General features: G+C 39.0%; 14 protein-coding genes. 2 read left to right on the top strand and 12 right to left on the bottom strand.

All coding sequences use genetic code 11. The features are described from left to right. Positions 1-18 precede the first annotated feature (18 nt). Genes DDU33_RS06130 through lptF form a run of 3 tightly spaced genes read right to left on the bottom strand, consistent with a single transcriptional unit; the run spans position 19 to position 3,084 of the window. On the bottom strand, positions 19-897 hold the full coding sequence (locus DDU33_RS06130; RefSeq protein ID WP_108923774.1) for an NAD(+) kinase: 879 nt from the start codon (positions 895-897) through the stop codon (positions 19-21). Positions 898-900: 3 nt separating this feature from the next. Continuing rightward, positions 901-1,980, bottom strand: a complete 1,080-nt coding sequence (gene lptG / locus DDU33_RS06125; RefSeq protein ID WP_108923772.1) for an LPS export ABC transporter permease LptG — start codon at positions 1,978-1,980, stop codon at positions 901-903. After that, entirely contained in the window at positions 1,981-3,084 is a 1,104-nt protein-coding gene (gene lptF, locus DDU33_RS06120; RefSeq protein ID WP_108923770.1) for an LPS export ABC transporter permease LptF, read from the bottom strand. 189 nt (positions 3,085-3,273) lie between these two features. Here lptF and pepA point away from each other — a divergent pair, with 189 nt between their 5' ends. Next, complete coding sequence (gene pepA, locus DDU33_RS06115) at positions 3,274-4,770, top strand: leucyl aminopeptidase (protein ID WP_108925267.1); 1,497 nt, start codon at positions 3,274-3,276, stop codon at positions 4,768-4,770. Between the two features lie 287 nt (positions 4,771-5,057). After that, positions 5,058-6,122 carry an AI-2E family transporter gene (locus DDU33_RS06110; protein ID WP_108923768.1) on the top strand — a complete coding sequence of 355 codons (1,065 nt, stop codon included), beginning with the start codon at positions 5,058-5,060 and terminating at the stop codon, positions 6,120-6,122. Positions 6,123-6,151: 29 nt separating this feature from the next. Here DDU33_RS06110 and DDU33_RS06105 read toward each other — a convergent pair whose 3' ends face one another. The 9 genes from DDU33_RS06105 to tolB all read right to left on the bottom strand — a co-directional run bounded on the left by DDU33_RS06105 (position 6,152) and on the right by tolB (position 15,209). Next, positions 6,152-6,865, bottom strand: coding sequence for a YwiC-like family protein (locus DDU33_RS06105; protein WP_108923766.1), 714 nt, complete (start codon positions 6,863-6,865; stop codon positions 6,152-6,154). Positions 6,866-6,942: 77 nt separating this feature from the next. After that, entirely contained in the window at positions 6,943-7,917 is a 975-nt protein-coding gene (gene pfkA, locus DDU33_RS06100) for a 6-phosphofructokinase (RefSeq protein ID WP_005820183.1), read from the bottom strand. 100 nt (positions 7,918-8,017) lie between these two features. After that, the gene (locus DDU33_RS06095; protein WP_108923764.1) at positions 8,018-9,208 is read right to left on the bottom strand and encodes an aminotransferase class V-fold PLP-dependent enzyme; all 1,191 of its coding nucleotides are present in this window, start codon (positions 9,206-9,208) and stop codon (positions 8,018-8,020) included. Then, entirely contained in the window at positions 9,201-9,887 is a 687-nt protein-coding gene (locus tag DDU33_RS06090; protein ID WP_108923762.1) for a thermonuclease family protein, read from the bottom strand. The genes DDU33_RS06095 and DDU33_RS06090 overlap by 8 nt, the downstream gene beginning before the upstream one ends. 40 nt (positions 9,888-9,927) lie before the next feature. Then, complete coding sequence (argE, locus tag DDU33_RS06085; RefSeq protein ID WP_108923760.1) at positions 9,928-11,061, bottom strand: acetylornithine deacetylase; 1,134 nt, start codon at positions 11,059-11,061, stop codon at positions 9,928-9,930. A gap of 14 nt (positions 11,062-11,075) precedes the next feature. Next, positions 11,076-11,852, bottom strand: coding sequence for a DUF998 domain-containing protein (locus tag DDU33_RS06080; protein ID WP_108923758.1), 777 nt, complete (start codon positions 11,850-11,852; stop codon positions 11,076-11,078). 12 nt (positions 11,853-11,864) lie between these two features. Beyond that, on the bottom strand, positions 11,865-13,259 hold the full coding sequence (locus DDU33_RS06075) for a basic amino acid/polyamine antiporter (RefSeq protein WP_108923756.1): 1,395 nt from the start codon (positions 13,257-13,259) through the stop codon (positions 11,865-11,867). Positions 13,260-13,428: 169 nt separating this feature from the next. Beyond that, the gene (gene pal / locus DDU33_RS06070) at positions 13,429-13,911 is read right to left on the bottom strand and encodes a peptidoglycan-associated lipoprotein Pal (RefSeq protein ID WP_005820194.1); all 483 of its coding nucleotides are present in this window, start codon (positions 13,909-13,911) and stop codon (positions 13,429-13,431) included. A 20-nt stretch (positions 13,912-13,931) separates the two neighbouring features. Next, complete coding sequence (tolB, locus tag DDU33_RS06065; RefSeq protein ID WP_108923754.1) at positions 13,932-15,209, bottom strand: Tol-Pal system beta propeller repeat protein TolB; 1,278 nt, start codon at positions 15,207-15,209, stop codon at positions 13,932-13,934.

Genomic DNA, 15,209 nt, shown 5'->3' with positions numbered 1-15,209 from the left:
TACAAAGAAGCACGAAAATTAGAAAAGTTTACTCGACCACCCTAATTTAGAACCAAGCACGGTAAAATAGTTATAATCTTTAAGATGCAATAAACGGAGTTTATCCGGACTTTTGCGTACAATCACACGATCTTCAGGGGTGAAATGTAAGTCAAATTGCCCATCACAACTCACTTCTAAATTTGTTTGATTATATTGAGCAAAACGCAGTGAAATATGACTATCGCCATCAACCACCAATGGGCGGGAAGAGAGCGTATGAGGATGCATTGGGACTAATGCGATCGCATTCATATTCGGTGTTAAAATCGGCCCACCGGCTGAAAGTGAATAAGCTGTTGAGCCAGTTGGGGTGGCAATAATCAATCCATCAGAACGCTGAGAGAAAGCAAATTTACCATCAATATAAACCTCAAACTCAATAATACGGGCGATTTGACTTGGGTGAATAACCACTTCATTCAAGGCATTATTCGATAAAATTGTTTTCCCATTACGCTCAATATGCGCTTCCAATAAAAAGCGTTCTTCAATGATATATTCGCCTTTCTCTAAACAATTATATAATTGTTCAAAAGCGGTTTGAGGAACAATATCGGTTAAAAAGCCTAAATTACCACGATTTATGCCAATAAGCGGTACTTGATATTTGGCGAGCTGACGAGCCATACCAAGCATATTACCATCGCCACCAATCACAATAACCAAATCCGCAAACATACCGATTTCAGCTAATGTTTTACCTTGTGGGATCTGCAATTGCTCTGCAATTTTATGCTCCACCAAAACATCATAATGGCGATCTTTCAACCAATTATAGACTACTAAATGCGTTTCTAATGCAATATCGTGTCGTGGTTTCCCCACAATCGCAATCGTTTGAAAGGCTCTTTTCATCGCTTAATCTCGTTTCTTGGTGAGTAGCCACCAAACAATACTCAAACAAATCAAACTTGGTATCAATGCCCCGATAGAAACCGGTAACCAAGTTGCAATCAAGCTCATATTGCCAAACACAATATTGGCAACATAGAACATAAAGCCGGCAACGATCCCAATAACAATTTTGGCTCCCATCGTACTACTACGAAGCGGTCCAAAAATAAAGGAAATTGCCAATAACATCATAACCGCCATAGAAATTGGCTGATACACTTTTCGCCAGAAAGTGATCTCAAAACGTTTTGGATCTTGCCCAGTTTCTTTTAAAAAGCCTACGTAATCCGCTAACCCGGTAATCGAAAGCGATTCCGGCTTTAAGGAGACAATCCCTAACTTACTTGGCGTGATACTCGTTTGCCAAGGTTGATCTTTTTCTTTGGACTGTTTAATGGTATTCCCTTCAATAATTGATTTTTCAACCTTTTTTAAGATCCAGTCATTTGTATATTTCGCTTCTGCAGCTTGAGTAATTGACTTTAACTCTTTTTTATCAAAATGGTAAATAGAGAGATTATTGAGCTGTGTTTCACTACCAATGCGGCGAATATAGACAAAATTTTCGCCATCTCTTGCCCAAAAACCACCGCTTGTAGAAAGCATTGAACCACCACTTTGTGCAACCGAACGCATATCACGAGCATATTGCTCCGTTTGTGGTACACCCCATTCGCCAATGATCATCGTAAACAAAATCAGTGGTACCGCCGTTTTCATCACCGCAAGTCCAATACGGAAGCGAGAAAAACCGGATGCCTGCATAACCACCAATTCACTACGACTGGCAAGATTACCTAAACCTAGCAATGAACCAAGTAGTGCAGCTATCGGGAAAAACGTTTCAACATCACGAGGAATCGTTAAAAAGGTATAGTATGCGGCTAATAACGCATCATAGCTGCCTTTCCCAACTGCCTTAAATTCTTCAACGAATTTGATGATTGCGCCTAGCCCAACCAATAAAAAGAGCGTTAAGAGAATCGCAGATAAAATTGTTTTACCGATGTATCTTTCAAGAACATTCATACCGAAAAATCTCATTTATGCCACCGCCTTCTTAAAATTAAAACGATAACGTAATTTCGACATCCATTTGCTATCCCACGAATTCATAACAATGCCTAAAATTAAGAAAGCCACCGAAACAACCGGCATAAGAATTGTTGGGTCAAGTTTACCCGATGCTCCTGATGATTTAAGGGTACTTTGCAGTAAGAAATAGATTAAATAAAGCAACAACGCCGGTAATAATTTCGCAAAGCGCCCTTGCCTTGGATTTACACTACTCATTGGTACGGCAAGCAATGCCATAATTGGCGTTGCAAAAATCAAGGCAAAACGCCATTGTAATTCTGCTTTTGCTTCTGATGAATTGTCTGCCATTAGTTTTGTAAAATCTGCACGTTGCACTAATTTCTCATCAGAATTCACGTCCTGATATCCCAAATATGCTGTATAGTTTTCAAAATGCGAAATACGAAAATCTGCAACTTTTGCGGTACCTTCATATCTTGTACTATTTTCTAACGTAAGAATCTGATCGCCATTAGGTAGTCCTTTTAATTCGCCACTATCGGCGACAATGACAGAGGGGCGATTTTTCTTTTGCTTATCCGGTTGGAAAACGTAAATGTCATTTAACTTATTCTGTTCATAATTTATGTTATCAATAAACAGCACATAGCCGCCAGCTGTCATAAATTGACCTGCCGACAATGCGCTAAATCGAGGGTTAGCCTTCGCCTCAGCTAATAATTCACTCTGTTTATTGATTGACCATGGCGTGAGCCAAAAAACGTTATACACCGCTAATGCCGTCGTAAAAATGGAAAGGAATAATGCGACCTTTGCTAATAAACCTTGCCCAATACCGCACGCTCGCATTACCGTAATTTCACTTTCAGCATAAAAACGCCCTAAAGTAAGCAATAATGCAATAAAAAGCGATAATGGCAACATAAGTTGTGCCATGCTCGGCATGCCTAATCCCAATAGATTGACCACTAAATCTGCCGGAACTTTTCCACTGACAGCAGAACTCAATACTCGAACTAATTGTTGGCAAAAGAAGATCAATAACAATATGAAAAGTATCGCAATTTGGCTCTTAAATATCTCTTTGGTTAAATATCGACTTAAAATCACACTAAAGCTCTCATTTATCAATTTATTACTTGCAATTTCTTTGCAAATCGGTAGGTTATGACCTATATTTTTTCGCTAGGTTCAAGCGGCTATGCGTTATTAAGCTTTTTTGCAAACTTTTTTGTAAAATCAGCCGCTTGTAAAAGCGATATCATACCTCTTTATCTCAAAAAAATCACGGGAGTATTTATGGAATTTAGCGTAAAAAACGGAAGTGTCGAAAAACAACGTACAGGGTGTTTAGTCGTTGGCGTATATGAACCTCGCCGTTTATCGAGTGCAGCAGAGCAGTTAGATAAGCTAAGTGATGGCTATCTAAGCAATTTATTACGCAAAGGGGACTTAGAAGGCAAAGCCGGTCAAACCCTTTTATTACATAGCGTACCCAATGTACCTGCCGATAGAATCCTTCTTGTCGGTTGCGGTAAAGAACGTGAACTTACCGAACGCCAGTATAAACAAATTACCCAAAAATCAATTCAAGTATTAAATGAGACCGGCACGACCGAAGCCGTATCATTTTTAACCGAACTTCATGTCAAAGGGCGCTCGGCTTATTGGAACGTCCGCTTTGCGATTGAGGCAATTCAAGAATCCCAATATAGTTATAATGAATTTAAAAGCATCAAGCCTGAAACGAAACGTGAACTACGTCGTGTGATTTTTAATGTGGCGCATCGTAAAGATTTAGCGGAAGCAGAACGAGCGTTAAAACAAGGTAGTGCAATCGCTTTAGGTGTAAGTGCCGCTAAAAATGTCGCAAATTGTCCGCCTAATGTTTGCAATCCGGCTTACCTTACGAAACTAGCAACAGCATTAGCAGAACAATATGAGACAATTTCAACCACGATTGTCGATGAAAAACAAATGGCTGAATTAGGTATGAATGCTTATTTAGCTGTTTCTCGTGGTTCGGAAAATCCGGCTTATCTTTCAGTCATTGAATATAAAAACCACCCAAATCCTGATGCGAAGCCAATTGTACTGGTAGGTAAGGGTTTAACGTTTGACTCTGGCGGCATTTCAATTAAACCGGCTGAAGCAATGGATGAAATGAAATATGACATGGGCGGTGCAGCATCGGTTTATGGCACAATGAAAGCCTTAGCCGAAATGAATCTGCCTTTAAACGTCATTGGTGTGCTTGCCGGCTGTGAAAATATGCCTGATGGTAATGCTTACCGCCCAGGAGATATTCTAACCACCATGAATGGCTTAACCGTGGAAGTGTTAAATACCGATGCGGAAGGACGCTTAGTTTTATGTGATACGCTCACTTACGTTGAGCGATTCGAACCAGAAGTGGTCGTTGATGTTGCCACCCTAACAGGTGCTTGTATGATTGCCCTTGGCTCACATAATAGCGGTTTAATGTCCACTCATAATACCGTTGCTCATGATCTCCTTAATGCAGCAGAACAAGCTGATGATAAAGCCTGGAGACTACCGCTAGGAGAAGAATATCAAGAGCAATTAAAATCAAACTTTGCTGATCTTGCTAACATTGGCGGACGTTTAGGTGGTGCTATTACAGCCGGACAATTCTTGTCTAACTTTACGAAGAAATATCCATGGGCTCATCTTGATATTGCAGGAACAGCATGGAAATCAGGTGCAGCAAAAGGAGCAACGGGTCGCCCCGTGCCACTACTTAGCCAATATCTCATTAACAAAGCATCTATTTAATCAATATACAAGCGGTTAAATTTGCAAAATAGTTCGATATTATGTAGCAAATGCACAATTCCTTAATTTAATAAAATGGAGAGTAGGGACGCCACGCTGGCGTCCGTCATAAATACAAACAGAAGTAAACAATTCTACATCTGTAAAATAACGGTCATATTGTTAATAATGTATTTTATCTGGATACTCTAGAATGGACGCCAGCGTGGCGTCCCTACGTATGCTTTTGCAGTTACTACATAATACAGAAATAATAAACAAATTTAACCGCTTTACTCGGTATTCTTATGCAAACATCTTCCTTAACTCGCTTTTTTTTGGCAACAGCTGCTGTCGTCATCATTTTAGCCGGCGTGAAATTAGCCGGAGAAATTGTTATTCAATTTTTACTCTCCTTATTTATCGCCATTATTTGCTCTCCGGTGATTCGGTTTATGACAAATCGAAAAATCCCACTTGGACTGGCTGTCGCCTTTTTATTTGTTTTGTTTATCATCGCTTTCTTTTTTCTCGCCAGCATGATTAACAATACCATTCGAGAATTTACAACGTCCATTCCGCTTTATAAAGAGACATTGGCAATGAAACTCAATACCTTAGAAGGTTTTATTCAAAAGTGGAATCTCCCGATATCTCTGCCTGAAATGAGTATTTTGGATAATTTTGACCCGAGCGTTGTCATGAGATTAGTGAGTCGATTGCTACTCAGTTTTTCGGATGTGGTTTCTAACATTTTTATGCTCTTACTTGTCGTGGTGTTTATGTTATTTGAATCCCCTACGATTAAGCATAAATTGGCGATTGCTTTTAGTCATAACAACCCTAAAAAAATCAAGCAAGAAGAAGATCATATCAATCGTGTGGTTGAAAGTATTATCCGATATTTAGGGGTTAAAACAGTAGTCAGTGCTTTAACCGGCTTTTGCATTTGGTTGTTACTGGAATCTTTTGGTGTGCAATACGCAGTATTATGGGCTGTTTTAGCATTTTTGTTAAATTATATTCCCAATATAGGCTCTATACTGGCAGGTATTCCGATTGTTTTGCAAGCGCTAATTCTTAATGATTTCCCTATTGCGGCTGGTGTTACAATTGGTGTTGTTGCGATCAATATGATCATTGGTAACATTCTAGAGCCTAAGATGATGGGAAAAACATTAGGGCTATCTACCCTTGTGGTCACATTGTCCTTACTATTTTGGGGATGGCTACTTGGTACTGTTGGCATGCTGCTTTCCGTACCATTGACTATGGCACTGAAAATTGCCCTTGAATCAAGCCCAAGAACCATTCAATATGCCGTTTTATTAGGCTATGTTCCCGAGTTAGAAAATGCAGAAAAAATAGAATAATCAATTGAGGGCGAGTCATTCGCCCTTTTTTATGAAAAACATAATGCAATTAAAAATAGCGTTAAGGTAATAAATTCAAACATCCCAACTTGCTTCACATTCCAGCCTAAATAAGGTACAAGAATACTTCGCGCTAACGCAAAAAGATAAAAAGTAAAAAGTATATCCTTTCCTAAAATAAGGTAAATCACAACTAACAACATATGACTTAGTATATTCAACTCCAGATAGAGCGGATTCTTACGTTCCCTTACCATACTTTTCACATAAAATGTCGTTGCAATAAAAAAGAACGTAGGATGAAGCAAAAAGCGAAAATCCAGTGAGGAAGTGGCTAAATAATAAGTTGCCATTCCCACTACACCGAAAACTAAAATACCGGCAATATCATTGATTAAATGGCGTTCATCTCGTTTTTTAGCATAAAAATACTGAATAATCCCCAAAGGAAATAGAGGCAAAATAAAAAACAATAGATATGGTTGAGTAACAAGCGCAGGTAAAGCAAAGGCAAGGCTGAAGGCAAAATAAATTATTGCCCAACGTTTATTTCGAGGCGTAATTTTTTTACTAAATAGTTGAAAAAACGGGTAAGAAAAGAGATAAAGAAAAAGCCAAGCAACACCAAACAAAATAAGTTCGTAGCGCCATTGTTTAGCTTCAATAAAAGCATATAAAAAGGGCAAGAGCGCCATGGCTAAAGCGCCATATTGATTTGAAATAACCGGTTTTTCTTTAAACATAGGACATAAATCTTGACTAATTTAGTCAGAATTATCTGCCAAAAAAAGCGGTTTTTCAACCGCTTCTTTAAAAATGATTAGAATAATTTGCGAGAAGTCTCAAATAAATCTTCTTTAAATGGACGGCGCATATTATTGATCGCATCAATAATATCGTGGTGAACAAGTTTTTCATTTTGAATACCCACGCAGCGACCACCAAAGCCTTGTAATAAAAGCTCTACAGCATATACGCCCATACGAGAAGCAAGAATTCGGTCAAATGCGCAAGGTGCGCCACCACGTTGTGTGTGTCCTAATACGGTTGCACGGGTTTCATGACCAAAACGAGCTTCGATCTCTTTTGCTAATTGGTGAACATCCGTCATTAATTCTGTGATCGCAATAATTGCGTGACGTTTACCTTTATTAAAACCGTCTTCAATATTACGCATGAGCGACTCTTTATCTAAGCCTTTTTCTGGTACGACGATATATTCACAACCACCAGCAAGTGCAGCACTTAGCGTTAAATCACCGCAATGACGTCCCATAATTTCAACGATAGAGATACGTTGGTGTGATGTTGATGTATCACGTAAACGGTCAATTGCTTCTAATGCCGTTTCAAGCGCTGTTTGGAAACCGATCGTATAATCTGTACCTGCAACATCGTTATCAATGGTACCAGGCAAACCGATACACGCAATGCCGTGTTCTTCAGTTAATAATTTTGCGCCCATATATGAGCCATCACCACCGATAACCACTAATCCATCGATTTCATATTTTTTTAATGTTTCAACACATTTTGCACGCACCGCAGGATCTTTAAATTCAGGGAAGCGAGCAGAACCTAAGAATGTACCACCACGGTTGATCACTTCAGATACTGAACGGCGCTCAAGTTTAATCACACGGTCATGGAATAAACCATAATAACCATCTTGAACACCATAAACTTCTAAGCCTTCACTTAATGCTGCGCGCACTACACCACGAATTGCGGCGTTCATACCTGGCGCATCACCACCACTGGTTAAGACTGCTATACGTTTAATTTGTTTAGCCATTTTGACACCTTATATTTTAAAAATTAAAAAAATTTGAAATTGAAGTTAGCTTAAACCATTTTATTGCATGATTCTACCACAAAATTACTAGTTTTTTGATCTACTCCGATAAAATCTCTAATGCAAAATCCAAAGCTTGAAAGAAGCGGTCGATATCTTCGGTATTATTGTAATGTGCAAGTGAGAGGCGTAATGTGCCTTGTTGAGCTAAATAGCGTATATAAGGTTTCGCACAATGCTCCCCTGCTCGAATAGCGACCTGACTTTCCGTTAAAAAAGCGGCAACATCTGCATGATGAACTCCTTGAATTGTAAAACTAATCGTTGAGCTAATATGTGAGCCCAATATTTGCAAATGAGGATATTTTTCTAACCGCTTGTAAACGTCATTAGCCAGTTGATAAAGTTCGTTATTGAGTTGTTCAAAATCCCACTGTTCCAACCATTGTAAAACTTGCCCAAAACCAATAATACCGGCGATATTTGGCGTTCCGGCTTCTAAGCGATAAGGCAAATCAGCAAGCGTTAAATGCTGTTCGCTTACCTCTTTTAGCATTTTACCGCCATAAAAAAGCGGTCGTAATTCTGCTAAACTTTGCAAACGTCCCATCAACACACCAACTCCATTCGGGCCATACATTTTATGGGCGGAAAAAGTATAAAAATCAGCACCGATTTCTTGAACATTCACTTTTTCGGAACAGACGGCTTGGGCAATATCAAGCAAAATATAAGCCTGACTATTTTGGCGGATGTGCGCCACCAATTTCTCTACCGGTTGTCTCACACCCGTTACATTAGATACCAAATTAAACGCCACAATTTTGGTCTTTGGAGACAAAACATTTCTTAATTCATCTTCACTTATCTGATAATGCTCATTAACCGGGAGCACTTTTAAGCTCGCTTTTGTTCTTACAGCGAGTTGCTGCCAAGGAATAAAATTCGCATGATGTTCCGCAACTGAAATGACAATTTCATCGCCTTCTTTCAGCAAATGCTCTAATCCATAAGCCACAAGATTGATCGCATGGGTTGTACCGCTTGTCCAAATAACCGCTTCCCGATTTGCAACATTGAAACGTTTAGCCACCAAATCTCTCGCCAATTCATACTGCTGTGTTTGAGCCAAATCGTATTGGCTACGATGAACAGATCCTGCCGAAGCGTAAAAAGCAGCGGTACTATCAATGAGAACTTGTGGCTTTAATGTTGTTGCCGCAGAATCTAAATAACACCAATCCGGAGAATGTTGGAAAAAAGGGAAATGTTGTCGAAATTGATTATTCATGACGTCTTTTCATTTTTCTGTATAACGAGTTGCAAGGAATGCCATCGCCATTTCCATCCATTGTTTTTGAACCACACTGACGAAAATAGCGGTTAGCTTCTTCAAAAGTTTTAAAATAAGCACAACTTAACTTTTGGCTACAATCATAACCGCCCATTTGAAGGAATGAGGGCGTTGATGCACTCGAATGATTTGAGGAATAGCCCGTTCCCTTAATACGTCGCCATTCGGCTGGGTTAAGCGGATTTTTATCCTGCCATAGCCCTAAATTTTGCTGTCTGGCTTGCTGCTGAGCTTGCTCATAAATGGGTTGTGTTTCTCGGTAAGCCCACGCTATTCCGCGCTGAACTAAGGCTAAATTGATATTTTGTTCGCCTTCATAAACCACCGCTAATAACCGCTGATACTTATCATAGCCATTAGTTCGCAGTGTGACTTGCTTTTTAAAAACTAAATTAGCTAAAGCCTGTTTCGCTCGGTTGCCATAAGGTTGAGAAGATTCGGGCGCATCAATATGCTTAAGACGAACCTTAATTGGCGTGCGATCTTTTAAACACATTAGCGTATCTCCATCGCTAATGCCAATGACTTTGCATTGAAATTCACGCTCATTTGCGGCATAAACAAGCGGTGAAATTTGCATGAAAATAAACAAAAAGAGAAAAGAAAGTGATTTCATGAGATTATATTAAGCAGAGCCTACTTCCGTAGGCTCTCAATTACATACAAAAGTGATGAATTAACTTCGTGAGAAGTTCTCTCGTTGGTTCAATGTATTTCGTTTCTAAAAACTCATCCGGCTGATGTGCTTGCTCAATAGACCCAGGCCCTAAAACTAATGTCGGGCATAATTGCTGAATATAAGGCGCCTCCGTACAATAGTTAGCCGACTCACAACGTTCTCCCAATAATTTTTCGACCACTTGTACAATTTGTGCCGAATGTTCACATTCATAACCGGGAATACCATGATGAAGCGGGCGAATTTCAATTAAATCTTGATATTTTTCTAACATTGGCGCCAAATGTTCCAACATAAGATGGTGTAAATCTTCCACCGGTAAATTGGGTAATGGACGCATATCAAGCTGTAATTCACAACATGCACAAATACGATTAATTGCATCGCCACCGTGAATATTACCAAAATTCATTGTTGGATAAGGCACTTTAAAAAATGGGTTGTGGTAACGCTCTTTTAATTGATTACGCATCATGGTTAAATGCTCTATTGCTTCATGCATAAGCTCAATCGCATTAATACCACGCTCAGGATCGCTTGAATGTCCACTTTTGCCCGTAATGCGAATCGCCTCTCCCATATGCCCTTTATGTGCGCGTATTGGTTTTAATGACGTTGGTTCGCCAATAATGGCACAATCCGGTCTAATATGGCTGTATTGAGCAAAGGTTCTTGCGCCTAACATCGTGGTCTCTTCATCAGCCGTTGCCAAAATACGAATAGGCTTTTGTATTTTGGTTAAATCCAAACTACTCACGACATCAACCACAAAGGCAAAAAAGCCCTTCATATCAGCAGTACCTAAGCCATAAAATTTGCCCTCTTTTTCCGTTAAATGAAACGGATTATATGTCCATTTTCCCTCATCAAAAGGAACAGTATCAGTATGACCGGCGAGTAATAAACCACCTTCTCCCTCGCCATAAGTTGCTAAGAGATTATATTTATTTCGGCTATCTTCCACTGCTAAGATTTCGGTGTGAAAGCCTAGCTCATTTAACCAATTTGCTAATAATTCAATCAGTTGCTTATTGGATTGATCTTCCGAAGCTTCTAAACTTGAGATAGTAGGAATGGCGATCAATTGACGATATCTTTCTACAAATTTCATCTATATTCTCCCGATTATGCATGTTTCAAGGATTGGCATTTTAATAACGCAAAACCAGCTAAAATTTCCCAAATCATAATGGTATAAATACTGATACGTTCTAAAATTGGCGAGAAAACACTCGGAACAATCATCGTAAAAATTAAGCAACCTAAGCCGATAAAGCCTAAAAGCAAACTGTAATACTTAAATTTAGCTAAATACGATCTAGGCATATCAAGCCCTGAAATAAGTAAAACCAGATTTCCAATAATAATGGTAATGCCCAACCCTAAATTATGTAAACCGCCTTCTGTGTAGTGACCGGTTGTAATTCCTGAAACAAGTAAACAGCCAATCGCAAAGCAAATAGCTAAAAGCCCACTGAGAATCCAATAATGCTTATTCGACATTCGATAGATACCTAAAAAATAGAAAGGCACAAACATATAAGCTTGATATTCAAATATCGCTCGCATGACCTGAGGCATGGTTGATAATACACTTTCCTTTCCATCGACCATCGTACCTATCGGGAAAAAGAGTTCTAACGTGGAATGATGAACATAAGCCGTAATTGAACGCTCGCTAAATAAAATGGCAACATGTTCCCCAAATAAATAAAAAACGCCCCCAAAAGCAGATAATACAGCCACAAGTAACATTAACCCTGTAAGACTTTTTCTGACACAAGGATGCATTAAATAAGGGTAAATGGCGATGCCAAACGAACCATTATTAAAATAATCTCTTACTTTATGTGAGACAGAAGCCACTTGGTTAAGTAAGTTTTCAAGAAATTTAACCTTCATACAAATAAGCCTTTAAACCAAAGCATAAATGGCACTAACAAACAGCACCGATGACATCAACAAAGCACCTTTTTCAACGCCTGAAAATAACAGCGCTTTTTCTTTCTGATAACGTGTATAAAAAAATAGCACAACTCCAGGCATATATAAAATAACAGAAAGCAATAAATAATCGATGCCAGCGGCATAAACCAGCCAAAAGCCATAAAGGGTTGCCATAAATCCTGTAAATTTAATATACCAAGCACTTCTAGTTTGAAACGCAACTTTAAGTAAATAACCACCGACTAAAAAATAGGGAATCAAAATCATGGTGGTGGCTAATTGAATCAGCACTTCGTAGCCTTTACTTGTAAAGAAAACCACAACAAGTATCAACTGTATAACAACATTTGTTAACCATAGTGAAGTTATTGGCGTTTCGTTTTCATTTTCTTTATTTAAAAACGCTGGGAATACGCTAGTTTTTGCCGCTTGGAACATAATTTCAGCAGAAAACATTGTCCAGCTCATATACGAAGCCAGCACAGAAACAATTAAGCAAAACGTAATTAAAATCTTACCGCTTGTACCAATCATATGTTCCATTAACCCGGTCATAGAGGGATTTGCCATTCCGGCAATCTCTTCTCGGGGTAAAATACCTAAAGAAAGTGAAGTAATCAAAACATAAAGCACTAATGCAATGGTAATTCCTAAAATGGTGGCAATACCTACATCCTTTTTCTTTTTAGCGTGAGCAGATAATACGGTTGCCCCTTCAACGCCGACAAAAACCCATAGCGTAATAAGCATAGTGTTCTTCACTTGCTCAATTAACGATGAATTTAATGTTTTGCCACTAAAATCACGTTTGAATTCATCAAAAGAGAAAAAATAAATTGCTACCAAAATAAAGATAATGAGAGGTAAAACCTTAACAATTGTTGCAATCAAATTGACATAAGCAGCTTCTTTTACGCCTTTAGCAATGAGAAGATGGATAAGCCATACAATGATTGAAGAACAAAGAATTGAAATAAAGGTTGTTCCATGCCCAAATAGTGTTGTTTCCGGCGTATCAAAAAACATCCCAAAACCACTGAAAGCAACTACAAGATATCCCACGCTGCCAATAGAAGTACATAGCCAATACCCCCAAGCCGCCAGTCCACCGATTAAATCGCCAAACCCTTCTCGAGCGTAAGTATAAATTCCACCATCTAATTCAGGCTTTAATCGCGAAAGGAAGAAAAAAGATAAACCAAGGAAAATAATCCCAATTCCTGTAATTCCCCACCCAATCAATAGAGCTTCTGTTCCGGCAACAGCTGCCATGTTTTGAGGCAAACTAAATATCCCCGATCCGATCATAGAACTTAGCACTAATGCTGTTAGGGAAAAAAGCCCAACTTTACCTTGCGACATTGATATAACCCAAACGACTTATTTTAGAAAAGCGCATAATTTATCATAAAAACAGAATAAGGCATAATACTTGCCCAAATTATATAAAGAGATAAAACATATACATTTGATACAAATAAAGCCCTGATAATCTCAGGGCTTTATTGTCAAGAAACTAATAAATTTAAAATTAGTATTCTAATACTGCACGACGGTTTTTCGCGTAATCAGCTTCTGTGTGACCTAACACAGCTGGTTTTTCTTCACCGTAAGATACAGTTGAAACATTTGTTGCACCTTGTTGTGCTAAGTAGTTTTGTACTGCGTTCGCACGACGTTGACCTAATGCGATGTTGTACTCTGGTGTACCGCGCTCATCTGCGTGACCTGCAACAGTTACGTTCGCTTTAGTTGCGTTTAATAATTGTGCATGAGCATCTAATAATTGACGGTATTCACCTTCAACTGCATAGCTATCAAATGCGAAGTAAACTGTGTTGTAACGAGTTTGTAAATCTTGAGCAGAGATACCGCCGAAAGATTGACCATTTACATCTGCACCGTTAACACCTGCACCATTTGCATTTGCTGCTGCGTTATCTGTTGAGCTGCTGCACGCTGCTAATACGAAAGCTGGTGCTGCTACCATTAAAACTTTAGCTAGTTTTTTCATTTGTAACTCCTAAGAGAAAATTATTGTTTTGTTAAATAAGGTGACCAAGCTGGGAATTTATATTGTCCTCCCGCACCCGGCAGATTTGCTTTGAAGCGACCATCTGCAGACACCAATTGTAGCACTTTACTCGTACCTTTGGTAGAGCTATAAATAACCATTATGCCATTAGGTGAAATGCTTGGACTTTCATCCAAAAACGTTGAACTTAATACTTCTGTGCCACCTGAAGCAAGATCACGTTTTACAACTTTATCACCAGCAATCATGATTAAACTTTTGCCATCCGATGACATTTTAGCATTATAGGTTTTTCCACCACCTACGGCGCTAGCTCCGCCACCTGATGAACTCATTCTATACACTTGTGGAGAACCTGAACGGTCTGAAGTAAAGTAGATAGAACCACCATCTGGAGACCAACTCGGTTCGGTATTATTCCCCGCATTTGCAGTTAATTTACTTGGCGTACCGCCATTCGCATCAACAACATAAATATTTAGCTCACCATCTTGATTCGAAGCGAATGCAATTTTTGAACCATCAGGCGAGAATGCTGGAGCACCATTATGTCCTTTTAAAGCAGCTACGACTCGACGTGCCCCAGAACGAAGATCATGAACAACAACCTGTGGTTTCTTATTTTCAAACGTTACATAAGCTAATTTTGAACCTTCAGGCGACCATTCTGGAGACATGAGAGGCTCTTTGCTTTTTACAACAGTAAAAGCATTGAATCCATCATAATCAGAAACACGAAGTTCGTATGATGATACACCTCTTTGCACCACATAAGCAATTTTTGTTCTAAATGCCCCACGAATTTGAGTAATTTTCTCAAAAACTTGATCACTTACCGTATGTGCGCCCTGACGAATTTGTGCTGCTGGAACGTTAAATGCTCCTTGAGCAAGGACAGCTGCGGGATTACTTAATACATCAACTAATTGATAAGCGACATTATATCCGCCACCAGCTGGCGTAACTTGCCCAACAACAACCATATCGACACCAATATCAGTCCATTGCTGAGAAACAACCTCCCCTGCTGAACCTGGTTGTGCCGGTAATTTTGAACGCTCTACTGGTGTAAATTTACCACTATTTCGTAAATCATCTGATACGATCTGTGCAACATCAGCTGAAGCACCACCTTTAAAAGGAACAACAGCAATAGGTTGAGCCATGCTCACACCTTCATCAACAGAAATTACAACATCAGATTCAGCACGAACTACATTGCTAAATAATAATGTCATAATCCCTAATACACTCGTAATACGAGATTTTAGATTCAT

The sequence above is a fragment of the Actinobacillus porcitonsillarum genome (genome assembly GCF_003101015.1).
Lineage (GTDB): Bacteria > Pseudomonadota > Gammaproteobacteria > Enterobacterales > Pasteurellaceae > Haemophilus_A > Haemophilus_A porcitonsillarum.
The sequence above is the reverse complement of the archived record's forward strand: the minus strand, read 5'-3'. Positions and strand labels throughout refer to the sequence as shown.